The sequence below is a fragment of the Mycobacterium sherrisii genome (assembly GCF_002102355.1).
Taxonomy (GTDB): domain Bacteria; phylum Actinomycetota; class Actinomycetes; order Mycobacteriales; family Mycobacteriaceae; genus Mycobacterium; species Mycobacterium sherrisii.
On record NZ_LQPT01000122.1, the window covers coordinates 1 to 23,069 of the forward strand.

Sequence of the window (23,069 nt, forward strand, 5' to 3'; positions counted from 1 at the left end):
CTGGTGATCGCCGAGTACCTGCGGCTGCGCCACCATCGACTGCGTCCGGTGGCGCCCTACAGCGCCCAGACCAAGGCATTGCGCACGGTGGTGCGCACCCGCGACGACATCGTCAAGATGCGGGTGTCGGCCACCAACCAACTCAGCGCCCTGCTCGAGGACCACTGGCCCGGCGCCAAAGCGATCTTCGCCGACGTCGAATCCCCGATCAGCCTGGCCTTCCTGCGCCACTACCCGACCGCCGTCAGCGCCACCCGCCTCGGCGAGAAACGGCTGGCCGCCTTCTTGGCCAAACACGCCTACTCCGGCCGTCGACCAGCCAAAGAACTGCTCGCCCGACTGCGCAGCGCACCCGCCGGCACCACCGACCCCGCCCTGACCACCGCCATCGCTGACACCGTGGCAGCCCTGGTCAACATCCTGGAAGCACTCAACAACGCCAGCAAGGCCCTCGACCGGTCGACCCTCACCCGCCTCGGGGAGCACCCGGACGCCGAGATCTTCACGTCGCTGCCAAGGTCGGGTCAGATCAACGCCGCCCAGGTGCTCGCCGAGTGGGGCGACTCCCGCGCAGCCTACGACGGACCCGACGCCATCGCCGCTCTGGCCGGGGTCACCCCGGTGACTAAAGCCTCCGGTAAACAACACGCGGTGCACTTCCGCTGGGCCTGCAACAAACGCTTCCGAAGGGCACTGACCACCTTCGCCGACAACAGCCGACACGAAAGCCCCTGGGCCGCAAACATCTACACCACAGCCCGCGGCCGCGGACACGACCACCCCCACGCCGTACGCATCCTCGCCCGAGCCTGGATCCGCGTCATCTACCGCTGCTGGCACACCCACCAGCCCTACAACCCCAACCTCCACGGAGCCGCGCAAAAGCCGCAAACCGCAGCCTGAGGTTGACTCAGGAAGTGTCATGCGGCGTCCGCCCGGGGTGTCCCGTACCGCGCCAGCACCCGCTCGCGCACCCGCGGCGCGATGTTGACCTTGGTGATGTCGCCGCCGTAGTGCGCCAGCACCCGGTGGTCCATCACCTTGCGCCACAACGGCGGGAAGTAAGTCAGCGAGATCATCGACGCGTAGCCGCTGGGCAGGTTGGGCGCCCCGTCCATGCTGCGCAGCGTTTGGTAGCGGCGGGTCGGGTTGGCGTGATGGTCGCTGTGCCGCTGCAGGTGGTAGAGGAACAGATTGGTGACGACGTGGTCGGAATTCCAGCTGTGCTCCGGCGTGCAGCGTTGGTAGCGGCCGTTCGAGTTCGTCTGGCGCAGCAGCCCGTAGTGCTCGAGATAGTTCACCGCTTCCAGCAGGCTGAAGCCGAAGACGGCCTGGATGACGATGAACGGAATCAGGCTCGGGCCGAACACCGCGATCAGCACGCCCCACAGCAGCACCGACATCAGCCACGCGTTGAGCACGTCGTTGGACAGATACGTCTTGGGGTGCCAGGGGCTGTTTCCCTGCCGCCGGATGCGTTGCGCCTCCAGCTGCAGCGACGAACGCAGGCTGCCGAAGACGCTGCGCGGCAAGAACTCCCAGAACGTCTCGCCGAAACGGGCCGACGCCGGGTCTTCCGGGGTGGCGACCCGCACGTGGTGGCCGCGGTTGTGCTCGATGAAGAAGTGGCCGTAGCAGGTCTGGGCCAGGGTGATCTTGGACAGCCACCGCTCGAGCGAGTCCTTCTTGTGCCCCATCTCGTGGGCGGTGTTGATGCCGACGCCGCCGAGGACGCCGACCGACAGTGCCAGGCCCAATTTGCCCGCCCAGCTCAGCCCGCCGGAAGGAAAGCCGAGCCACTGCAGGTTCGAGGCGGTGAACAGGTAGGCCCCCACCACCACGCTGAGGTACTGGAACGGGATGTAGACGTAGGTGCAGTAGCGGTAGTACTTGTCGTTCTCCAACTGCTCCATCACCTCGTCGGGCGGGTTTTGCCCGTCGGGCCCGAAGCGCAGGTCAAGGATCGGCAACAGCACGTAGACCAGCAGCGGACCGATCCACATCGGTATCTGAGCGGCGGCGTGCCAGCCCAGCCGGTTGAGGCCCCAGACCAGCGGCAGCATCACGAACAGCGCCGTGGGTGCGATCAGCCCCATCAGCCACAGCCGCCGCTTCTTGTCGCGCCACACCGGCGTATCGGGCTGTCGGTGCGCCTGGATCTGGGTGGTCATCTGCCAAACCTCCTTGTGAGTCATGCCACGCTTGGGTTTGACAATATCGATGTGTGCGTCTTGTGTCTAGACACAGACTGATGTTTTGTAAACGAATTAGGTCGTTTGTGCGGCCTCACGGCGGCCCTGCACCGAATTGCGGTAGCCGTAGCCGGCGTAGATCGCGGTCCCGACCACCAGCCACACCGCGAACCGGACCCAGGTCAGCGCGGTGAGGTTCACCATCAGCCAGACACAGGCACAGATCGAGGCGATCGGGAGCGCGGGCACCCACGGCGCCCGGAAACCGCGCTCCAGGTCCGGTCGGGTACGGCGCAGCACGATGACACCGGCCGACACCAGTACGAACGCGAACAACGTCCCCACGTTGACCATTTCTTCGAGCTTGCTGATCGGAAACACCGACGCGGTTGCCGCGATCACGATCGCGACCAGCACGGTGATCCGGATCGGCGTCCCCCGCGAACTCGTCTTGGCCAGCGACCGCGGCAGCAGGCCGTCGCGCGCCATCGCGAACAGCACCCGGCACTGCCCGAGCACCAGCACCATCACCACGGTGGTCAATCCCGCCAGCGCCCCGATGGCGATGATCTTGCTCGCCCAGTGAATTCCGTTCGCGGTGAAGGCCGTAGCCAGGTTGGCGGGTTTGCCGCCGGGCACCGACTTGAGTTGCGTGTAGGACACCATCCCGGACAGCACCACCGAGACCGCCACGTAGAGGACGGTGACGATCGCCAGCGAGGCCAGGATCCCGCGCGGGACGTCGCGCTGGGGCTGCTTGGTCTCCTCGGCCATCGTGGCGACGATGTCGAACCCGATGAACGCGAAGAACACGATCGACGCCCCGGCCAGCACGCCGTACCAGCCGTAGTGACTGCTGTGCGCCCCGGTCAACAAAGACAGCACGGATTGGTTCACCCCGCTGGCCTCGTGCCCGGCCTCGGGCTTCGGGATGAACGGGGAGTAGTTGGCCCCCTTGACATAGAAGACGCCGACCACCACGACGAAGATCACCACGGCCACCTTGATGGCGGTGATCGCCGCGGAGACCCGGGACGACACCTTGGTGCCCACCGCGACCAGCGTGGCCACCACCGAAATGATCAGCAGCGCGCCCCAATCGAAGCTGAACGAGCCCAGCGTGATCGTGCCGCCGGCGAAGCCGAACACCGTCCCCAGGTAGCTCGACCAGCCTTTGGACACCACCGCCGCACCAATTGCCAATTCCAGCAATAGGTTCCAGCCGATGATCCAGGCCAGGAACTCACCGAAGGTGGCGTAGGAAAACGTGTAGGCGCTGCCCGCGACGGGCAGTGTCGAGGCGAACTCTGCGTAGCACAGCGCGGCCAGTGCACAGGTGACCGCGGCGATCACGAACGATATCCAGATCGCCGGACCGGTGATGTCACCGGCGGTGGACGCGGTGACCGTGAAGATTCCGGCACCGATCACCACGGCGACGCCGAACACCATCAGGTCCCACCAGGTGAGGTCCTTGCGCAGCCGGGTATCCGGCTCGTCGGTGTCCTCGATCGACTGTTCGACGGATTTTGTGCGCCACCTGTTGGCCATCTATCGCCCTCTCGTCGGAACCCGTTGGACCGCACAGTACTGGGTACTCTACGGTAATGCCGGACTCCCCAGACGCGCGGGGCCACGCCATGGTGATCGGAGCCAGCATCGCCGGGTTGAGCGCGGCGAAGGTCCTATCGGATCGGTTTTCCCGCGTCAGCGTCTACGAGCGAGACGAACTGCCGGACACACCGGCGCACCGTGCGACGATTCCGCAGGATCGGCATCTGCATCTGTTGATGGCCCGCGGGGCCGCGGAGTTCGACACCTTGTTTCCCGGTCTGCTCAACGACATGGTGGCCGCCGGAGTGCCCATGCTGGAAAACCGGCCGGATTGCATCCACCTCGGCGCGGCGGGCCATGTGTTGGGGACGGGGCACACCCTGCGCGACGAATTCACCGCGTACGTGCCCAGCCGGCCGCATCTGGAATGGCAGCTGCGCCGCCGCGTTCGCGATATCGACAACGTCACCATCGCCCGGCGTTCGGTTGCCGAACCACGGTTCGACCCGCGGCGGGGCCGAGTGACCGGCGTGCTGCTCGATCCCGCCGACGGCCCAGACGAACCGGAGTTCGTGCCTGCCGACCTTGTCGTCGACGCGGCCGGCCGGGGCACCCGGCTGCCGGTGTGGTTGGAGCGGTGGGGATTTCGCCGCCCCGTTGAGCAGACGATGGACATCGGCATCAACTATGCGAGTCATCAGTTCCGCATCCCGGAGGGACTGATCGCCGAGAAGGTAGTGGTGGCGGGCGCCTCGCACGACAAGTCACTCGGGATGGGGATGCTCTGCTACGAGGACGGCACCTGGGTGCTGACGACGTTCGGCGTGGCCAACGTCAAGCCGCCGACGGCGTTCCCGGACATGGTCGCGCTGGCCATCGAGCTGCTGCCGGCGCATTTCACCGAGCCTCTCAATAGGGCGAAACCCGTTGGCGCGCCGGCCTTTCACGCGTTTCCAGCCAGTCGCTGGCGCCGGTACGACAAGCTGGACCGCTTTCCGGCCGGGATTGTGCCGTTCGGCGACGCTGTGGCCAGTTTCAATCCCACGTTCGGACAGGGCATGACGATGACGTCGCTGCAGGCCGGTCATCTGCGGAGGGCGTTGCAATCCCCGGATCAAGACGTGGCTGGTGTATTGAACCGGGCCACCGCCCGGACCACCTTTCCGGTGTGGACGATGAACGCGATCGGCGACGTCACCTTCCACCACGCCCATACGCCGGGTCCGGTCCCGTGGTGGTGGCGCCCGTCGGGCGCGCTGTTCGATCAGTTCCTCGGTGCCGCCGAAACCGAACCCGTTCTCGCCGAATGGTTTCTGCGCCGGTTCTCGCTGCTGGACAGCCTCTATATGGTTCCGCCGCCGCGGATCGTCGGCCGCGCCATGGCCCATAACCTGCAGTTGCGGCTTCGCGAACGCCGCGAGTCGCGGCGTGCCGATACGAAGGCCGTCACAGACCCACGGTCGCCCTGAACACCTTGGCCGGTTCGTGCGCCACCAACGCAACCGGCCCGTCGTCGGCCGCGACCCAGGCCGCCGTGCCACGCCGCAACTCGAGCGAACCGGATTTCCCGTGCAGCGTGGCAACGCCCTCGGCACACAACAGGATCTGCGGGCCGTCGCCGCCCGACGAGGCGTCGACCTCGTGGCCCAGATACTCGCCGTCGATGGTCAGCAGCGCGACCGCGAACTCGTCGGCCGGGGTGTCGTAGACGACGGCAAGCTCGTCACGACGGACATGCGGTCGCAGCTGCTTCTCGGCGGTGGGCGCGAAGTCCAGCACCCGCAGCAACTCGGGCACGTCGACGTGCTTGGGGGTCAGCCCGCCACGCAATACGTTGTCGGAGTTCGCCATCACTTCGACGGCGAATCCACGCAGATAGGTGTGCAGGTTGCCGGCCGGGATGAACAGCGCCTCCCCCGCGGCCAGGCTGATCCGGTTCAGCAGCAGCGACGCCAGCACTCCGGCGTCGCCGGGGTAGCGTTCGCCGAGTTCGAGCACCGTCTTGGCTTCGGGCGCGAATTCCGTTGCGCCGGAACTGACGTACTGGATGGCGCCGTCGATCACGGCGGACACCAGCACGTCGATGTCGGGTTGCGGCGCGGTGATCCAGGTGGTGAACAGTGCCCGCAGGCCGTCGGCGTCGGATTGGTCGTTGAGCAATTCGATATAGGGATCGAGGTCGGTGACGGCCAGCGCGCGCAGCAGGTCGATGGTGCGGGCGGACTGACGGAATCCGGCGAGCGCCTCAAATGAGTGCAGGGCCACCAACAGTTCCGGTTTGTGCGAGGTGTCGCGGTAGTTGCGCACCGGCGAGTTGACCGGGATGCCCAGCTTCTCCTCGCGGAGGTACCCCTCGACGGCCTGCTCGGCACTCGGGTGCGCCTGCAGCGACAGCGGTTCGTCGGCCGCGAGCACCTTGACCAAGAACGGCAGCATGTCACCGAACCTGTCGCGGGAGGCGGAGCCGAGCTGGCCCTCCGGGTCGGCGGTCACCGCCTCAAGCAACGAGACTTCGCCCGTTTCGGTTTCCAGCCAGGCCGGGTCGCCCGGATGGGCACCGAACCACAGCTCGGCCTCCGGGTGGGCCGCGGGCACGGGCCGCCCGGTGAATTCGGCGATGGCGGTACGCGACCCCCAGGCGTACGTTCGCACCGCACCGCGAAGCAATTCCACTTGTCTATCTATCCCCGTACCAGTCGCAAGTAAACGGCGGCCATTTCCAGCCGAACGGCCAACACTGCCAGTTGCTGCTCCAAGCGGTCCGCACCTCCTGGAGCCACCGCCCCCACCAGACCGCCCGACCCTCCGACACCGCCGGGCGCCTCGGGCACATCCTCGGCCGTGACCAGGTATACCTCGTCGAGCCCGGCTACCCGGGCGGCCACTACGGTCCGGTCGCCCGCGAACGCGAGCGCCAGTACCCGCAGCCGCTGCGGCAGCGGCCCGTCGATTTGTTCGTCGTGGAACAGGGCGTCCACCGATGTCGGGCCGGCACCGCCGAAATCCGGTTCGCGTAACGCCACCACCGCATCGGCCAGGCCGGTGGCAGCGACCACCTGGTGGGCGATCCGCAGCAGAGTCGAACTCCCGTGCCGGGCCAGCGCGACCGTCGCGGCGCAGTCACCGGCCAGCGCGACCCGCTGGTCGGCGATGCGGGCGGCGAGTGTCTTGGCCGGATTGGTGAAAACGTCGCGGCCCGCGCTGTTCTGCAGTGCCTCGACGTCTAGCGCGTCGGCGAGCACCGCGAGGTCGATGTCCAGCCGCGGGTCCACCGCCTGCAGCGTGGCCAGTCCGGCGGCCAGGTATCGACACAGGCCGAATTCGTCGGGCAGCCACAACCGCGGCGCCAGCACGGCGGCCCGGCCGGCCGTGGCATCGCGCAGCGGGCCTTCGAACGGAGCGACGACGACAACCCGTGCGCCGCGGCGCACCCCGATCGCGGCGGCACTGACCAGAGCGGGATCGCCGGGATCGTCGCCGGCGATGACGAGGACGTCCAGCGGCCCCACCCAAGGCGGGGCCCCGGCGAGCGTCGCGATCGGCGCCGACGCCGCGCCGCCCTGCGTCGCGGCCAGCATGGTCCCGGCCGTCTCGGCGGTGCCCCGGCCGGCCACCCAGATAACGCTGCGCGGCCGGTCGTCGGTGCGCAGCGAGTTCAGGTCGCCTTCCGCGGCGGCAGCGGCGACGGCGCGTACCTGTGCGCCCGCCGATGACGCGGCCCGCAGCGAGCCCTGCCGATCGGCGGCGAGTAAGCCGTCGGTGTCTTCGAAATCGATCGCCCGAGTGGCGTTCACGGCACGCTCTCGTCGGCCCGCAGTTGTGCGCTGATCTCGGCGCTGATGTGGGCGATCATCGCCTCGACCTCCTCGGCGGTGCGCCCCTCGGCGTTGAGCCGCAGCAGCGGCTCGGTGTTCGAGGTGCGCAGATTGAACCAGCTGCCGTTGCCCAAATCCACTGTCACCCCGTCCATGTGGTCGATGGACTGGATCCGGCTGCCGAACGACTTCAATACGGCGTCCACGCAGACTGCCGCGTCGTCCACCCGGAAATTAATTTCACCGGAGGACTCGTAGCGCTGGTAATCCGCGGTCAGTTCCGACAGCGGGCGGTCCTGCTCGCCCAGGGCGGCCAGCACGTACAGCCCGGCCAGCATGCCCGAGTCGGCACCCCAGAAGTCCCGGAAGTAGTAGTGCGCCGAATGCTCGCCGCCGAAGATCGCGCCGGTTTCGGCCATCAGCGCCTTGATATAGGAGTGCCCGACCCGCGACCGCAACGGTGTGCCGCCGCGTTCGGCGACCAGTTCGGGCACCGCGCGCGAGGTGATCAGATTGTGGATGACGGTGGCACCGATTTCCCGGCCGAGTTCGCGGGCGGCCACCAGGCTGGTCACCGTCGACGGGGACACCGGCAGCCCGCGCTCGTCGACCACGAAGCAGCGGTCGGCGTCGCCGTCGAAGGCCAACCCGATGTCGGCCCCGGTCTCGCGGACGTAGCGCTGCAAGTCCAGCAGGTTGGCCGGGTCCAGCGGGTTGGCCTCGTGGTTGGGGAATGACCCGTCCAGCTCGAAGTACAACGGCAACAAGGTGATCGAGTCGATCGCACCGAGCACCGCCGGCGTCGTGTGGCCGGCCATGCCGTTGCCGGCGTCCACCGCCACCCGCAATGGACGCAGTCCGGCGGTCTGCACCAGCGAACGTAGGAACGCACCGTAGTCGGCGAGCACGTCACGATCGGTGACGGCGCCGGGGTCCCCGTCGTAGGTTGCGACTCCGGTGATCAGATCCTCGGTGATCACCTTCAGCCCGCTGTCGGCGCCGACGGGTTTCGCGCCGGCCCGGCAGAGCTTGATGCCGTTGTAGGCGGCGGGATTGTGACTGGCGGTGAACATCGCGCCCGGGCAGTCCAGCAAACCGGAGGCAAAGTAAAGCTGATCGGTCGAGGCAAGCCCGATGCGCACGACGTCCAGACCCTGCCCGGTGACGCCGCCGGCGAATGCGGCCGCCAGCGACGGCGAGCTGTCCCGCATGTCGTGGCCGATCGCCACCCGGGTCGCGCCTTCCCCGCGCATCAGCGCGGCGAACGCGGCGCCGACATCGGCGACCAGCGACTCGTCGATCTCTTCGCCGACCAGTCCACGAATGTCATACGCCTTGATGACTCGATGGACGGTCGCCGCGGGCCGAGACATGCGGGGCCTCCTGACGCCTGGGAAGTGATTGGCCTTTTAGCGTCAGCCTATCGGCCCTGGCGCGGTGCTAGTCCGAAGGATCGGGCAACACCCGAAGATGACCGCGCCGACGTCCGTTGCGTTTCTCGGGTGGGGCGTAGACGGTGCTGCTCGGCGCGGTGGCCTGTGCGCCGGTGGGATGCAGGTGCGGATCGGGGGCAAATCCGTTCAACGGCGTGCCGGTGGCGCCGGCGTAGGGCAGGTTCGAAGTGCCCGCGCCGCGCTCGCGCACCGCGTCGGCCAGGGCGACCAAGTCGTCCTCGTCGGGGTTGGTGGGCTCGTAATTGAGCGGGCCGGCGTGGCGGACCAGATCCCATCCTCGGGGGGCGGTGATGCGGCCGGCGTGGCCGACGCACAAGTCCCAGGAATGCGGTTCGCGCGTGGTCGCCAGCGGTCCTACGACCGCCGTCGAGTCCGAGTACACGAACGTCAAAGTCGCCACGGCGTAATGCGGGCACCCGGGCCGACAGCAGCGACGGGGAACGTTCACGTCCGAAAGGCTATCGTGCGGAAACGCCGCCGAAGCGCCGGACACGCGCAACCGGTCGGGCCACGATGTCCAACCGTTACCATCGGCGCGTGGGCGATTGGCGCAGTTTCCCCCGCAACGGACGACCGTCCGGCCGCGCGGCTGCACACCGGGCAACTCGGCGGGGCCGCGACATGCGCGGCCCTTTGCTGCCGCCGACGGTGCCGGGGTGGCGCAGCCGGGCCGAGCGTTTCGACATGGCGGTGCTGGAGGCCTACGAACCGATCGAGCGGCGGTGGCAGTCGCGGGTGTCCGACCTCGATGTGGCGGTCGACGAGATTCCGCGGATCGCCGCCAAGGACCCGGACAGTGTGCAGTGGCCACCGGAAGTGGTTGCCGACGGGCCGATCGCGTTGGCCCGGTTGATTCCGGCGGGTGTGGATGTGCGCGGCAACGCGACAAGAGCGCGAATAGTGTTGTTCCGCAAGCCCATTGAGCGGCGCGCTAAAGACACGGTGGAACTCGGCGAGTTATTGCACGAAATTCTGGTGGCCCAGGTGGCGATCTATCTCGACGTCGAACCTACCGTCATCGACCCGACGATCGACGACGAGTAACTCCAGCGGTTTTTGCGGGTCAGATGATGCCGCGCTTGAGGCGGCGGCGCTCCCGCTCGGAGAGGCCACCCCAGATGCCGAAGCGCTCGTCATGGGCCAAGGCGTACTCGAGGCATTCATGACGCACCTCGCAACCCAAGCAGATCTTCTTGGCCTCGCGGGTGGATCCGCCCTTCTCCGGGAAGAAGGCCTCGGGATCGGTCTGCGCGCACAGGGCGCGGTCCTGCCATTGATCGGGGGTGGGTTCGGGCAACGGCTCGGGCTCGAATGCGGCTGGCGCGTCAGGAACCACGGTCAAGTGCGGCCGGATCATTGGGGCCGGCGCGGAGCTGATCGTGGCGCGCTCAGTGCTAGGTATGACGCCCCGTAGGTGTTCGTAAGACATGCGTCGTACGCCTCCTCAGCTTCATTTGGGAGAGTGGATGACTTCCGCTGTTCTGATGTGACAGACATTCGAACAAGTGATCGAATCTCGGTCTGCGACACCGGAACCGGCCGGCCAACCGGGAAATGACACTGATGTGATTAGACACGGGTTGATGTGCCGGGTCAAGCGTTACGGCGATTTTCCATACCATCTCGTGATCAATTTCCGGCGTTTCTGTTATCGCGAGCCGTCGGCGTGTTCATCACAACCGCGGCCGAATCACACCGAACGGTACTGTCGTCCGGTGTGAAGGTCACCGTTTTGGTCGGCGGAGTCGGGGGTGCCCGGTTCCTGCTGGGCGTTCAACAGTTGCTCGGGTTGGGCCAGTTCGCCACCGACGGACAAGATTCCGACCACGAGCTGACCGCGGTGGTGAACATCGGCGACGATGCCTGGATCCATGGAGTTCGGGTTTGTCCGGACTTGGATACCTGTATGTATACCTTAGGTGGAGGCGTCGATCCCGAGCGGGGGTGGGGTCACCGCAACGAAACCTGGCACGCCAAAGAGGAATTGGCGCGTTATGGGGTGCAGCCCGATTGGTTCCAGCTCGGGGACCGGGACCTGGGCACCCACCTGGTCCGCACCCAGATGCTCAACGCCGGCTACCCGCTGTCGCAAATCACCACGGCGCTGTGCGACCGCTGGGAGCCGGGCGCACAGTTGGTGCCAGCCAGCGACGACCGCTGTGAAACGCATGTGGTGATCACCGATCCCGCTGACGGCAGCCGCCGCGCGATCCACTTCCAGGAGTGGTGGGTGCGCTACCGAGCCAACGTGCCGACCCACAGCTTCGCGTTCGTCGGCGCCGAAACGGCCAGCGCCACAACCGAAGCGGTGCAGGCCATCGGTGAGGCTGACGTCATCATGTTGGCACCATCGAACCCGGTGGTCAGTGTCGGCGCGATCCTGGCCGTGCCCGGCATTCGCGGCGCGCTGCGAGCGGCGTCGGCACCTGTCGTCGGCTATTCGCCGATAATCGGTGGAAAGCCGTTGCGCGGCATGGCGGATGCCTGCCTGCAGGTGATCGGCGTGGAATCTACCGCCGAGGCGGTGGGTCGGCATTTCGGGGCCCGCCGTGGCACCGGGATCTTGGACTGCTGGTTGATCCACGAGGGCGACGAGGCCGATATCGAGGGCGTCGCGGTGCGCGCGGTACCGCTGTTGATGAGCGATCCGCGGGCGACGGCCAAGATGGTCCGCGCCGGCCTCGATATCGCGGGCGTGGCCGCGTGAGGGGCCCGCGCGAGCATGGTACGGCCGCGGCGATCGAGATCCTGCCCGTCGCCGGGCTTCCGGAATTCCGGCCCGGCGACGATCTTTCCGCGGCGGTGGCAGCGGCCACGCCCTGGCTGCGCGACGGCGACGTCGTGGTCATCACCAGCAAGGTGGTGTCCAAATGCGAGGGCCGGCTGGTGGCGGCGCCCGAGGACCCGGACGAGCGCGACGCGCTGCGCCGCAAGCTGGTCGACGCCGAGGCGGTGCGGGTGCTGGCCCGCAAGGGCCGAACGCTGATCACCGAGAACCGGCTGGGATTGATTCAGGCCGCTGCCGGGGTGGACGGATCCAACGTCGACCGAACCGAACTCGCGCTGCTACCGATCGACCCGGACGGCAGTGCCGCGGCCCTGCGCGCCGCGCTGCGCGAAAGGCTCGGCGTCAACGTCGCGGTGGTGATCACCGACACGATGGGCCGGGCCTGGCGTAACGGTCAGATCGACGCGGCCATCGGCTCTTCCGGTCTGGCTGTGCTGCACGGGTATTCGGGCGCTGTCGACGAGCACGGCAATGAACTGGTGGTCACCGAGATCGCGGTGGCCGACGAAGTGGCCGCCGCGGCCGATCTGGTCAAGGGCAAGCTGACGGCCATGCCGGTGGCCGTGGTGCGGGGGCTCGACATCGCCGACGACGGCAGCACCGCCCGGCAGCTGCTGCGGCCCGGCCCCGAGGATCTGTTCTGGCTGGGCACCGCCGAGGCCATCGACATGGGCCGCCGGCAGGCACAGCTGTTGCGCAAATCGGTGCGCCAGTTCAGCGCCGAACCCGTGCCGCCGGAGCTGATCGAGGCGGCCGTCGCCGAGGCGCTCACCGCACCGGCCCCCCACCACACCCGGCCGGTGCGGTTCGTGTGGTTGCGCACCGACGCCACCCGGACCCGACTGCTCGACCGGATGAAGGACAAGTGGCGCGGCGACCTGTCCGGCGACGGCAAGCCCGCCGACGCGATCGACCGTCGGGTAGCACGCGGTCAGATCCTCTACGACGCGCCCGAGGTCGTCATCCCGTTCCTGGTGCCCGACGGTGCCCACTTCTATCCCGACGCCGCGCGCACCGCTGCCGAGCACACCATGTTCACGGTCGCGGTCGGCGCTGCGGTGCAGGCGTTGCTGGTCGCCCTGGCCGTGCGGGGCGTGGGCAGTTGCTGGATCGGTTCGACGATCTTCGCCGCCGACCTGGTGCGCGACGAACTCGGACTGCCGCCCGATTGGGAGCCGTTGGGCGCCGTCGCGATCGGTTACGCCTCCGAAGAAGCGCGGGCCGACGGGCTACGCGATCCCGTGAATCCCGGGGATCTGCTGATCCGCACGTGATACTGGCGCGGTGAAGACGTTCGCGGGCAAGGCGGCCGCCTCGACCGACAAGGTTCGCGGCGGCTACTACACGCCGGTGCCGGTGGCGCAATTTTTGGCCCGCTGGGTCTGCCAAGCCGGGCCCCGCATCCTCGAGCCGTCCTGCGGCGACGGACGCATCCTGCGTGAGCTGGCCGTGTTGAGTGACCGCGTGCGGGGCGTCGAACTGCTGGCCGAGGAGGCCGCGAAGGCGCGGGTATTCGCGGCGGTGGACACCGCGAACCTGTTCGACTGGCTGGCCGGCGACACGGCCGGCTGGGACGGGGTCGCGGGCAACCCACCCTACATACGGTTCGGTAATTGGCCTGCCCCGCAACGCGATTCGGCATTAGCCTTGCTGCGCCGCGAGGGTCTGCGGCCCAGCCGGTTGACCAATGCCTGGGTGCCGTTCGTGGTCGCGAGCACGGTGTCGGCGCGCGAGGGTGGACGGGTGGGTCTGGTCTTGCCCGCCGAATTACTGCAAGTCGGCTACGCCGCACAGTTGCGCGAATACCTGCTCGCCCGGTATTGCGAAATCACGCTGATCACATTTCGGCACCTGGTGTTCGACGGCGTGCTGCAGGAAGTCGTGTTGTTCTGCGGAGTGACCGGCCCGGGCCCGGCGCGGATTCGTACGGTCCATCTCGGCGACGCCGACGCTCTCGCCGCTGCGGACCTGAACGTGGCATCGGCCCCCGCGCTGCTGCACGAACAGGAGAAGTGGACCAAGTACTTTCTGGACCCCGCCGCGATCGAACTGCTGCGCACGCTGAAGACCTCCGACACGCTGACCCCGCTCGGGACGATCGCCGACGTGGACGTCGGAATCGTGACCGGCCGCAACAGCTTCTTCACCTTCACCGATGCGCAAGCCGACGCGCTGGGCTTGCGGCCGCACTGCGTCCCGCTGGTGTCGCGCAGCAACCAACTGTCCGGCTTGGTCTACGACATCGATTGCCGGGCAAGCGATCTCGCTGCCGGACACCGGACCTGGCTATTGGACGCCCCGGAGCACCCGGTCGATGGCGCGCTGGCCGCCCACATCGGCGACGGCGAAATGGCGGGCGTGCACCGGGGGTACAAATGCTCGATCCGCACGCCGTGGTGGCGCACCCCGTCGATGTGGGTCCCGGACCTGTTCCTGTTGCGCCAGATTCATCTGGCCCCGCGGCTGACTGTCAACGCGGCCGCGGCCACAAGCACCGACACCGTGCATCGGGTGCGGATCGACGCCGGCGTGGACCCGGCCGCCCTCGCCGCAGTGTTCCACAACAGCGCGACGTTCGCGTTCGCCGAGATCATGGGCCGCAGTTATGGTGGGGGCATCTTGGAACTCGAGCCGCGGGAAGCCGAGCAGCTGCCCATTCCCCCGCCCACGCGGGCAGGCGCCGACCTCGCGTCGGACGTCGACCTGCTGTTGAAGGCCAACGAAATTGAGAAGGCGCTCGACGTTGTCGACCGCCGCGTCCTCATCGACGGTCTCGGCTGGTCGCCGGACACCGTGGCGCGGTGCCGGGCGGCGTGGCACACGTTGCGCGATCGCCGGGCTCGCCGCGGTGCCCGATGAGCGTCCGCGATTCGGCCCTGTCCATCCTCGGCGACTGGTGCGCGCCCGACCCGGCGCAGGATTCGCTGCGGCACGCCGTACTGGCCTTCGTGCTGGCGCGCCCCGACGCCTGCCGGCGCGAGTGCGAGCCGGGGCATGTCACCGCCTCGGCGATCGTGCTCGACCACACCGGCACCAGCGCGCTGCTGACACTGCATCGCCGGCTGCGCCGCTGGGTGCAACTCGGCGGCCATTGCGACGACGACGATGCCGACGTCGTGGCCGCGGCGCTGCGCGAGGCCGTCGAGGAGTCCGGTATCGCCGATTTGCGGATCGTCCCGCAGCTCGCGGCGATCCACGTCCACCCCGTCACGTGCTCGCTGGGCCTGCCGACCCGGCATCTGGACCTGCAATTCGTCGCCCACGCGCCGCCGGGTGCACAGATCGCGATCAGCGCGGAATCCGAGGACCTGCGTTGGTGGCCGGTCGACGCGCTACCACCCGGCACCGATTATGCGCTGGCGCAACTGGTTTCGCGGGCCACGCATCCCATTGACGCCTAGACGTCGCTGGAGTAGCGGATCCCGCCGTCGGGAATGGCGACGCCAGGCCAGACCCGGGCGCCGCGCAGCAGCTCGCAGCGGGCACCGATGTCGGCACCGTCGCCGATCACCCCGTCGCGGATCAGCGCCCGGGGTCCGATGCGGGCACCGAAGCCGACGATCGAGCGCTCGATCACGCTGCCGGCCTCGATCTTGACGCCGTCGAAGATCACCGCGCCGTCCAACCGCACCCCGGGCCCGATCTCGGCACCGCGCCCGACGACCGTGCCGCCGATCAGCACCGCGCCGGGCGACACCGCCGCGCCGTCGTGCACCAATCTCTCGCCATGGTGGCCGCCCAGGGCAGGCGAGGTGACGATGCCGCGCACCAGGTCCGAGGAGCCGCGGACGAAGTCGTCGGGGGTGCCCATGTCGCGCCAATAGCTGGCGTCGACGTAGCCGCAGATCTTGACGTCGGGGTCGGACAGCAGCGACGGGAACACCTCACGCTCGACCGACACCGGCCGGCCCCGCGGGATCCGCTCGATGATCTTGCGCCCGAAGACGTAAGTCCCGGCATTTATCTGGTCGGTCGGCGGGTCCTCGGTCTTCTCCAAAAACGCCAGCACGCGGTCCTGCTCGTCGGTGGGCACGCAACCGAACGCGCGCGGGTCACCGACGCGCACCAAGTGCAGCGTGACGTCGGCCTCGTTGGTCCGGTGTGACTCCACCAGCGCCGCAAGGTCGGCGCCGGAGAGCACGTCGCCGTTGAACACCATCGCGGTGTCGTGCCGCAGCTGGTCGGCGATGTTGGCGATACCCCCGCCGGTGCCCAGCGGCTCCTCTTCGGTCACGTAATCGATCTCGAGGCCGAGCGCAGATCCGTCGCCGAACTCCGCCTCGAACACCCCGGCCTTGTACGAAGTGCTCAGGATGACGTGTTGCACACCCGCCGCGGCGATGCGCGACAGCATGTGGGTGAGAAACGGCACCCCGGCCGTCGGCAGCATCGGCTTGGGCGCCGACAGGGTCAGCGGCCGCAGCCGGGTGCCCTTGCCGCCCACCAGGATTACCGCATCGACCGAGGAGAGTGTCATTCAGCGCCGCCCTTCCGCCAGTTTTCCGGCCCGCTGCCGGCGCGAACTGCGCACCATCAGCCGGGAGCGCAGGGCCAGCGATGCCCGCAACGTCCAGCGCAGCGGGGCCAGCCACCAACCCGTGTGCCGGTCGGCCAAAAAGATATAGGTACTGCGGTGGTGTGCGGCCAGGTGACTCCCCGGGTCGTGTCCGGTGGAGTGCCCCTTGTGGTGCAGCACCTCGGCCGACGGCACGTAGATGTTGAGCCAACCGGCCTTGCCGAGCCGGTCGCCGAGGTCGACGTCCTCCATGTACATGAAGTAGCGCTCGTCGAATCCGCCGATCTGGCCGAACGCCGAGCGGCGCAGCAGCAGGCACGATCCCGACAGCCAGCCCACCGGCCGCTCGCTGGGCTCGAGCCGCTCCTGGCGGTAAGCCGCCGTCCAGGGGTTGCGCTTCCAGAACGGCCCGACCACGGCGTGCATGCCCCCGCGGATCAGGCTGGGCAGATGGCGCGCCGACGGATAGACCGATCCGTCGGGATCCCGGATCAGCGGCCCCAACGCGCCGGCCTGCGGCCAGCGGTTCGCCGCATCCAGCAGGGCGTCGATGCTGTCCGGCCCCCACTGCACGTCCGGGTTGGCCACCAGCACCCAGTCGTCGATCTCTCCCCGGCCGGACAGGTGCTCGATCGCGCGGTTGACCGCCGTGCCGTAGCCCAGGTTGGCGCCCGTGTTGAACAGCCGCACGTTCGGGTAGCGTTCGACGGCCGCCTGCGGGGTGCCGTCGGTGGACCCGTTGTCGGCCAGCAGCACGCTGACCGGGCGCTCGGTGGCGTGCGACAGCGAGGCGAGAAATCGCTCGAGGTGATGGCCCGGCGAGTAGGTCACCGTCACGACCGGCAGGACGTCAGTCACGCGTAGAGGTTATCCGTCGACCGGCCGCGACGGCGCTGTCCGACGCGGCGAGTGCGGCGATAAGTGCAGGGCGCCACGGCCTTAGCGGGGTCATGCCCGCCGCCGCCGATTCCCTGCTGGACAGCGCGGAATAGGCGGGGCGCGGCGCCGGACGCGGGAATTCCTCGGTGCTCACCGGGTGCACCCGCTCGGGGTCGGCGCCGCACTCCTCGAAAACCGCCCGGGCCAATCCGAATCGCGAGACGACCCCCTCGTTGGCGGCGTGCAGGATCGGTCCGGGCACTTCGTCGTCGACGATCTGCAGCAATGCCGCCGCCAGGTCGGCGACGTAGGTCGGCGAGCCGACCTGGTCGTCGACGACCTCGATCGGGCCGTCCCCGGCCGCGAGCCTGCGCATTACCGCGACGAAGTCGTTGCCGTCGCCGCCGGTGTAAACCCAGGCGGTGCGGACCACGACCGTCTCCGGCAGTGCCGCCAGTGCGGCCACCTCGCCGGCGCGCTTGCTGCACGCGTACACCCCGCGCGGCGAGGTCTCGTCGCTGGGCTCGAAGGGGCGGGGGTCGGCGTAGTCACCGGCGAACACGAAGTCGGTCGAGACGTGGACGAGCCGGGCGCCGGCCCGCGCGCAGGCCCGCGCGATGTGTCCCGGGGCGGCCTCGTTGACCTCATAGGCCCTGGCCGCGTCGCCTTCGGCGCCGTCGACGTTGGTGTACGCGGCGCAGTTGATGACGACGTCGCCCGGTTTCACGATCGCCTCGGCGGCGGCGGGGTCGGTGATGTCCCACTGCGCCGACGTCCGGGGCAGGACGTTGCGGCCCTGGTCGGCGGCTTGAGCGGCCAGGCAACCGCCCAGCTGCCCACCGGCTCCGGTGATAACGATCCTGCCCGACATGGTTCGAGTTTGGCATGCGCAGGAAAGCCGGGGCCACGCCCGGGCACGCCGGGGCTGGATACTCGGGAAGCAGCTGTGCTGCAAGTAACCTAGTGTGATGCCTGTGCAACGTGTGGTTCGTGTTGTTGCCACTGTGCTAGCCGTCGCCGTCGTGATCGGCACCGGCGTGGCCTGGAACAACGTGCGGGCGTTCGAAGACGGCATCTTCCACATGTCGGCACCCTCGCTGGGCCACGGCGGCGATGACGGCGCGATCGACATCCTGCTGGTCGGCCTGGACAGCCGCACCGACGCGCACGGCAACCCGTTGACGCCCGAGGAACTCGAGACGCTGCGGGCGGGCGACGAAGAGGCCACCAATACCGACACGATCATCCTGGTCCGGATACCGAACAACGGGAAGTCGGCGACCGCCATCTCGATTCCGCGTGACTCCTACGTGACGGCTCCGGGTCTGGGCAGGACGAAAATCAACGGGGTCTACGGCCAGACTCGCGAGGCCAAGCGGGCCAACCTGGTCAAAGCCGGCGATTCGGCCGACGATGCCGCCGTCCAGGGGACCGAAGCCGGCCGGGAAGCGTTGATCAAGACCGTCGCCGACCTCACCGGCGTCACGGTCGACCACTACGCCGAGATCGGGCTGCTCGGTTTCGCGTTGATCACCGACGCGCTCGGTGGCGTGGATGTGTGCCTCAAAGACGCGGTCTACGAACCTCTTTCGGGTGCCGACTTCCCGGCCGGCCCGCAGCGCCTCGACGGTGCCGAGGCGCTGAGTTTCGTGCGCCAGCGCCACGAATTGCCGCGCGGCGACCTGGACCGGGTGGTGCGCCAGCAGGTCGTGATGGCCTCGCTGGCTCACCGGGTCATCTCCGGCCGTACGCTGTCCAGCCCCACCACGATGAAGCGGCTGCAGGCCGCGGTGCAACGCTCGGTGGTGCTATCCCAGGGCTGGGACGTCATGGATTTCATCCAGCAGCTGCAGAAACTGGCCGGCGGGAACGTCGCGTTCGCCACCATCCCGGTGCTCGACGGCGCCGGCTGGAGTGACGACGGCATGCAAAGCGTGGTCCGGGTGGACCCGCACCAGGTTCAGGACTGGGTGGCCAGCCTGTTGCACGAGCAGGATCAGGGCAAGACCGAAGAGATCGCCTACACCCCCGCCAAGACCACCGCCAGCGTCGTCAACGACACCGACATCAACGGATTAGCCGCGGCGGTCTCGGATGTGTTGAGCTCCAAAGGTTTTAGCACCGGCCCCGTCGGCAACAACGACGGCGGTCACGTGCAGGCCAGCCAGGTGCGGGCCAACAAGCCCGACGACATGGGCGCGCGGCAGGTGTCCAAGGAACTCGGCGGATTGCCGGTCGTTCCGGACGCGTCGCTGGCACCGGGATCGGTGCGGGTGGTGCTCGCCAACGACTACACCGGGCCGGGCTCGGGCCTGTCCGGCTCGACCACCGCACCAGCGCGGGTGACCGATCAGTCGGCTACCGACCCGAATGTCCCGCCGCCGTCGCCGATCCTGACCGCCGGCAGCGACAAGCCGGAGTGCATCAACTGAGCACGCTGTCCGGGGCGATCTTCGACCCGATGCTGCGGGCGGACCCGGTGGGTCCGCGCATCACCTACTACGACGACGCAACCAGCGAGCGCATCGAACTGTCCGCGGTGACGCTGGCCAATTGGGCGGCCAAGACCGGCAACCTGTTGCGCGACGAGCTGGGCGCGGGACCGGACAGCCGAGTGGCGATCCTGCTGCCGGCGCACTGGCAGACCGCCGCGGTCCTGTTCGGAGTGTGGTGGATCGGTGCCGAGGCGGTGCTCGCCGGGCCGGCCGACCTGGTGTTGTGCACCGCCGAGCGGCTGGACGAGGCCGACGCCGCGATCGAACCGGGCGGCGAGGTCGCGGTGCTGTCGTTGGATCCGTTCGGGCGTCCCGCGCCCGACCTGCCGATCGGCGTCACCGACTACGCCACCGCGGTGCGGGTGCACGGTGATCAAATCATCGCCGAGCGCCACCCTGGCCCGGCGCTGGCCGGCCGCTCGGTGGAGCAGGTGCTGGCCGACTGCGAAAGCTCGGCGGCGGCAAGGAGTTTGACCGCCAACGACCGGGTGCTCTCCAGCGCCCAGTGGACCACCGCCGCCGAGTTGGTCGACGGACTGCTGGCCATTCTGGCCGTCGGGGCCTCGCTGGTGCAGGTGGCCAACCCCGACCCGGCCACTCTGACGCGCCGGGTGGAGACCGAGAAGGTCACCCGCGTCCTCTAATTCATCTTGATATCGCAATACATCGATGTTAATTTCGTGGAAGTATGGTGTGGACGGCGCGACAACACCAGACCACAGAACACAGACTTCGCGCGCGTCCCAGTGGAGAAAGGACCGGGCGATGGCGGCATACGGACTCTTGGCGAAGGCGGCGGGAACGGTGTTCACCGGTCTGGTCGGCGTGACGGCCTACGAGGTGGTGCGCAAGGCCGTGGCCAAGGCGCCGTTGCACCAAACCGCGGTGGCGACCGCGGAGCTGGGACTGCGCGGTACCCGCAAGGCGGAAACCGCCGCGGAGTCGGCGCGTTTGAAGCTTGCCGACGTCATGGCCGAGGCCCGGGAGCGCATCGGCGAAGAGGCACCGACGCCTACCGTCGGCGACGCACACGACCACGACCACGAGCACTGATCGCCGTTCATGAGCCTCGCGATCGTTGAAGACGTCGCAATCGCCGAAGAATCCTCGCTGACAATACTTTCCGACGCGGCCGGCCGGATCCGAGTGGCCGTCGACTGGGTCCGGTCCGACCCTCGCCGCGCGGTCGCCGTCGAAGAGGCCGTCGCCAAGCAGACCGGTGTGCGCGCGGTGCACGCCTACCCGCGCACCGGATCGGTGGTGGTCTGGTACTCCCCGCGCCGGTGTGACCGGTCGGCGGTGCTTTCCGCGATCAGCAGTGCCGAACATGTTGCCGCCGAACTGATCCCGGTCCGAGACCCGCATTCGGCGGAGGTCCGCAACTCCGATGTGCTGCGCATGGTGATCGGCGGTCTGGCGCTGGGCCTGCTCGGCGTGCGCCGTTACGTGTTCGCCCGACCGCCGCTGCTCGGCCCCAGCGGCCGGGTAGTGGCCACCGGGGTCACGATCTTCACCGGCTACCCGTTCTTGCGTGGGGCGCTGCGCTCCCTGCGCTCCGGCAAGGCCGGCACGGACGCGTTGGTCTCCGCGGCGACGGTCGCCAGTCTGATCCTGCGCGAGAATGTCGTCGCGCTGACCGTGTTGTGGTTGCTCAACATCGGGGAATACCTGCAGGATCTGACGCTGCGGCGGACCCGGCGGGCGATCTCGGAGCTGCTACGGGGCAGCCAGGACACGGCGTGGATCCGCCTGACCGACGGTCCCGAGACGGGCACCGAGGTCCAGGTGCCGATCGACAGCGTGCAGATCGGCGACGAGGTCGTGGTGCACGATCACGTCGCCATCCCGGTGGATGGCGAGGTGGTCGACGGTGAGGCCGTGGTCAACCAATCCGCCATCACCGGTGAGAACCTGCCCGTCAGCGTCGGCGTGGGCGCCCATGTGCACGCCGGTTCGGTGGTGGTGCGCGGCCGGCTGGTGGTCCGGGCCGAGGCCGTCGGCAATCAAACCACGATCGGGCGGATCATCACTCGCGTCGAGGAAGCCCAGCACGACCGCGCGCCCATCCAGACGGTGGGCGAAAACTTCTCCCGCCGTTTCGTTCCCACATCGTTCATCGTCTCGGCGATCACGCTGGCGATCACCGGCGACGTGCGGCGCGCGATGACAATGCTGTTGATCGCCTGCCCCTGTGCTGTGGGATTGGCCACCCCGACCGCTATCAGTGCCGCGATCGGCAACGGCGCGCGACGCGGCATCCTGATCAAGGGCGGTTCCCATCTCGAGCAGGCGGGCCGGGTCGACGCGATCGTGTTCGACAAGACCGGGACGCTGACCGTGGGACGCCCGGTGGTGACGAATATCATTGCCATGCATAAGGACTGGGAGCCCGAGCAGGTATTGGCCTACGCCGCCAGCTCGGAGATCCATTCCCGGCACCCGCTGGCCGAGGCGGTGATCCGCTCCACCGAGGAGCGCCGCATCAGCATCCCCCCGCACGAGGAGTGCGAGGTACTGGTGGGTCTGGGCATGCGGACCTGGGCCGATGGCCGCACCCTGCTGTTGGGCAGCCCTTCGCTGTTGCAATCCGAGAACGTCAAGGTGTCCATAAGGGCAAAGGACTGGGTCGACAAGTTACGGCGGCGCGCCGAGACCCCACTGTTGCTGGCGGTGGACGGGACGCTGGTGGGCCTGATCAGCCTGCGTGACGAAGTTCGGCCCGAGGCCGCCAGGGTACTGACGGAATTGCGCGCCAACGGGATTCGCCGCATTGTCATGCTCACCGGAGACCATCCGGACATCGCGCAGGTGGTCGCCGACGAGCTCGGGATCGACGAGTGGCGCGCCGAAGTGATGCCCGAGGACAAGCTCGAGGTGGTGCGCGACCTGCAGAGCCAGGGCTACATCGTCGGCATGGTCGGCGACGGCATCAACGATGCTCCGGCGTTGGCGGCCGCCGACATCGGGATCGCGATGGGACTAGCCGGCACCGACGTCGCCGTCGAAACCGCCGATGTCGCGTTGGCCAACGACGATCTGCATCGCCTGCTCGATGTCCGCGACCTCGGCGCCCGAGCGGTCGGCGTAATCCGGGAGAACTACGGCATGTCGATCGCCGTCAACGCCGCCGGGCTCGTCATCGGTGCGGGCGGGGCGCTGTCCCCCGTGCTGGCCGCGATCCTGCACAACGCGTCATCGGTTGCCGTGGTTGCCAACAGCTCCCGGCTCATCCGCTATCGCCTGGACTGAGCGGCCGCCCGAAACAGCCTGATAGTCAAAAGCTCTCAGCTGATTGTCTTGCATTCCCGTCCGGATCAGCATCTTCGATGGGCCGTATCGATAACGCTCATGCCGTCGCGCTGGTCGCGGCACCCCC

At 68.3% G+C, this 23,069-nt stretch carries 21 protein-coding genes; 11 read left to right on the forward strand and 10 right to left on the reverse strand.

What is annotated here, in order from left to right; all coding sequences use genetic code 11:
• Positions 1 to 903: transposase (locus AWC25_RS25510; protein WP_142279060.1), on the forward strand; the 903-nt coding region annotated here is incomplete at its 5' end.
• A gap of 17 nt (positions 904 to 920) precedes the next feature.
• Here the strand turns inward: AWC25_RS25510 and AWC25_RS25515 are convergent.
• On the reverse strand, positions 921 to 2,171 hold the full coding sequence (locus AWC25_RS25515) for an alkane 1-monooxygenase (protein WP_069399868.1): 1,251 nt from the start codon (positions 2,169 to 2,171) through the stop codon (positions 921 to 923).
• 96 nt (positions 2,172 to 2,267) lie between these two features.
• Positions 2,268 to 3,743, reverse strand: a complete 1,476-nt coding sequence (locus AWC25_RS25520) for an amino acid permease (RefSeq protein ID WP_069399784.1) — start codon at positions 3,741 to 3,743, stop codon at positions 2,268 to 2,270.
• A gap of 89 nt (positions 3,744 to 3,832) precedes the next feature.
• Between AWC25_RS25520 and AWC25_RS25525 the strand changes: the two genes are divergently transcribed.
• Positions 3,833 to 5,215, forward strand: coding sequence for an FAD-dependent oxidoreductase (locus AWC25_RS25525; RefSeq protein WP_142279061.1), 1,383 nt, complete (start codon positions 3,833 to 3,835; stop codon positions 5,213 to 5,215).
• Here AWC25_RS25525 and manA read toward each other — a convergent pair.
• The 4 genes from manA to AWC25_RS25545 form a co-directional block, all read right to left on the reverse strand.
• A complete protein-coding gene (manA, locus tag AWC25_RS25530) occupies positions 5,193 to 6,419 on the reverse strand; it encodes a mannose-6-phosphate isomerase, class I (protein ID WP_069399786.1) in 1,227 nt (408 codons plus the stop codon). The genes AWC25_RS25525 and manA overlap by 23 nt on opposite strands.
• Before the next feature lie 8 nt (positions 6,420 to 6,427).
• The gene (locus AWC25_RS25535; RefSeq protein WP_069399787.1) at positions 6,428 to 7,540 is read right to left on the reverse strand and encodes a TobH protein; all 1,113 of its coding nucleotides are present in this window, start codon (positions 7,538 to 7,540) and stop codon (positions 6,428 to 6,430) included.
• A complete protein-coding gene (locus AWC25_RS25540) occupies positions 7,537 to 8,934 on the reverse strand; it encodes a phosphomannomutase/phosphoglucomutase (RefSeq protein ID WP_085168150.1) in 1,398 nt (465 codons plus the stop codon). Before AWC25_RS25540 ends, AWC25_RS25535 begins: the two co-directional genes overlap by 4 nt.
• 67 nt (positions 8,935 to 9,001) lie before the next feature.
• Positions 9,002 to 9,463: a DUF3499 domain-containing protein gene (locus AWC25_RS25545; protein WP_198166624.1), complete on the reverse strand. Its 462-nt coding sequence runs from the start codon at positions 9,461 to 9,463 to the stop codon at positions 9,002 to 9,004.
• Positions 9,464 to 9,636: 173 nt separating this feature from the next.
• On the opposite strand from AWC25_RS25545, the gene AWC25_RS25550 reads away from it, so the two are divergent.
• Positions 9,637 to 10,059 carry a metallopeptidase family protein gene (locus AWC25_RS25550; RefSeq protein ID WP_061560087.1) on the forward strand — a complete coding sequence of 141 codons (423 nt, stop codon included), beginning with the start codon at positions 9,637 to 9,639 and terminating at the stop codon, positions 10,057 to 10,059.
• Positions 10,060 to 10,078: 19 nt separating this feature from the next.
• Here the strand turns inward: AWC25_RS25550 and AWC25_RS25555 are convergent, their stop codons facing one another.
• Positions 10,079 to 10,444: a WhiB family transcriptional regulator gene (locus tag AWC25_RS25555; protein ID WP_308204771.1), complete on the reverse strand. Its 366-nt coding sequence runs from the start codon at positions 10,442 to 10,444 to the stop codon at positions 10,079 to 10,081.
• Positions 10,445 to 10,732: 288 nt separating this feature from the next.
• Between AWC25_RS25555 and cofD the strand changes: the two genes are divergently transcribed.
• From cofD to AWC25_RS25580, 4 genes are read left to right on the forward strand one after another with little or no spacing between them, the layout of a single operon-like run.
• The gene (cofD, locus tag AWC25_RS25565) at positions 10,733 to 11,722 is read left to right on the forward strand and encodes a 2-phospho-L-lactate transferase (RefSeq protein ID WP_085168152.1); all 990 of its coding nucleotides are present in this window, start codon (positions 10,733 to 10,735) and stop codon (positions 11,720 to 11,722) included.
• A complete protein-coding gene (locus AWC25_RS25570; RefSeq protein WP_069399791.1) occupies positions 11,719 to 13,077 on the forward strand; it encodes a coenzyme F420-0:L-glutamate ligase in 1,359 nt (452 codons plus the stop codon). Before cofD ends, AWC25_RS25570 begins: the two co-directional genes overlap by 4 nt.
• Positions 13,078 to 13,087: 10 nt before the next feature.
• Positions 13,088 to 14,662, forward strand: coding sequence for an Eco57I restriction-modification methylase domain-containing protein (locus AWC25_RS25575; RefSeq protein ID WP_069399792.1), 1,575 nt, complete (start codon positions 13,088 to 13,090; stop codon positions 14,660 to 14,662).
• Positions 14,659 to 15,204 (forward strand): NUDIX domain-containing protein, encoded by a 546-nt coding sequence (locus tag AWC25_RS25580; protein ID WP_085168172.1) that lies wholly within the window; start codon positions 14,659 to 14,661, stop codon positions 15,202 to 15,204. The genes AWC25_RS25575 and AWC25_RS25580 overlap by 4 nt, the downstream gene beginning before the upstream one ends.
• Here the strand turns inward: AWC25_RS25580 and manB are convergent.
• The 3 genes from manB to rfbD are packed head-to-tail and all read right to left on the reverse strand — an operon-like array spanning position 15,201 to position 18,069.
• Positions 15,201 to 16,280: a mannose-1-phosphate guanylyltransferase gene (gene manB, locus AWC25_RS25585; RefSeq protein ID WP_069399793.1), complete on the reverse strand. Its 1,080-nt coding sequence runs from the start codon at positions 16,278 to 16,280 to the stop codon at positions 15,201 to 15,203. The two genes, AWC25_RS25580 and manB, sit on opposite strands and share 4 nt — an antisense overlap.
• Positions 16,281 to 17,177 carry a glycosyltransferase family 2 protein gene (locus tag AWC25_RS25590; protein ID WP_069399794.1) on the reverse strand — a complete coding sequence of 299 codons (897 nt, stop codon included), beginning with the start codon at positions 17,175 to 17,177 and terminating at the stop codon, positions 16,281 to 16,283. It abuts the gene before it with no gap.
• A complete protein-coding gene (gene rfbD, locus AWC25_RS25595; protein WP_085168154.1) occupies positions 17,170 to 18,069 on the reverse strand; it encodes a dTDP-4-dehydrorhamnose reductase in 900 nt (299 codons plus the stop codon). Before rfbD ends, AWC25_RS25590 begins: the two co-directional genes overlap by 8 nt.
• Before the next feature lie 94 nt (positions 18,070 to 18,163).
• On the opposite strand from rfbD, the gene AWC25_RS25600 reads away from it, so the two are divergent.
• The 4 genes from AWC25_RS25600 (at position 18,164) to ctpC (ending at position 22,942) form a co-directional block, all read left to right on the forward strand.
• The gene (locus AWC25_RS25600; protein ID WP_372513599.1) at positions 18,164 to 19,630 is read left to right on the forward strand and encodes an LCP family protein; all 1,467 of its coding nucleotides are present in this window, start codon (positions 18,164 to 18,166) and stop codon (positions 19,628 to 19,630) included.
• Entirely contained in the window at positions 19,618 to 20,337 is a 720-nt protein-coding gene (locus tag AWC25_RS25605) for a TIGR03089 family protein (RefSeq protein ID WP_211281080.1), read from the forward strand. The genes AWC25_RS25600 and AWC25_RS25605 overlap by 13 nt, the downstream gene beginning before the upstream one ends.
• 121 nt (positions 20,338 to 20,458) lie before the next feature.
• A complete protein-coding gene (locus tag AWC25_RS25610; RefSeq protein ID WP_069399797.1) occupies positions 20,459 to 20,746 on the forward strand; it encodes a DUF1490 family protein in 288 nt (95 codons plus the stop codon).
• A gap of 9 nt (positions 20,747 to 20,755) precedes the next feature.
• Entirely contained in the window at positions 20,756 to 22,942 is a 2,187-nt protein-coding gene (gene ctpC / locus AWC25_RS25615; RefSeq protein ID WP_085168158.1) for a manganese-exporting P-type ATPase CtpC, read from the forward strand.
• Positions 22,943 to 23,069: the final 127 nt, after the last annotated feature.

Bases quoted from the DNA above. Each gene is read 5' to 3' on its own strand.
- rfbD (WP_085168154.1), bottom strand. From the start codon at position 18,069: ATGTCGGGCAGGATCGTTATCACCGGAGCCGGTGGGCAGCTGGGCGGT.
- AWC25_RS25555 (WP_308204771.1), bottom strand. From the start codon at position 10,444: ATGTCTTACGAACACCTACGGGGCGTCATACCTAGCACTGAGCGCGCC.
- ctpC (WP_085168158.1), top strand. From the start codon at position 20,756: ATGAGCCTCGCGATCGTTGAAGACGTCGCAATCGCCGAAGAATCCTCG.
- AWC25_RS25610 (WP_069399797.1), top strand. From the start codon at position 20,459: ATGGCGGCATACGGACTCTTGGCGAAGGCGGCGGGAACGGTGTTCACC.
- AWC25_RS25525 (WP_142279061.1), top strand. From the start codon at position 3,833: ATGGTGATCGGAGCCAGCATCGCCGGGTTGAGCGCGGCGAAGGTCCTA.
- AWC25_RS25515 (WP_069399868.1), bottom strand. From the start codon at position 2,171: ATGACCACCCAGATCCAGGCGCACCGACAGCCCGATACGCCGGTGTGG.
- manB (WP_069399793.1), bottom strand. From the start codon at position 16,280: ATGACACTCTCCTCGGTCGATGCGGTAATCCTGGTGGGCGGCAAGGGC.
- AWC25_RS25520 (WP_069399784.1), bottom strand. From the start codon at position 3,743: ATGGCCAACAGGTGGCGCACAAAATCCGTCGAACAGTCGATCGAGGAC.
- AWC25_RS25540 (WP_085168150.1), bottom strand. From the start codon at position 8,934: ATGTCTCGGCCCGCGGCGACCGTCCATCGAGTCATCAAGGCGTATGAC.
- AWC25_RS25580 (WP_085168172.1), top strand. From the start codon at position 14,659: ATGAGCGTCCGCGATTCGGCCCTGTCCATCCTCGGCGACTGGTGCGCG.
- AWC25_RS25550 (WP_061560087.1), top strand. From the start codon at position 9,637: ATGCGCGGCCCTTTGCTGCCGCCGACGGTGCCGGGGTGGCGCAGCCGG.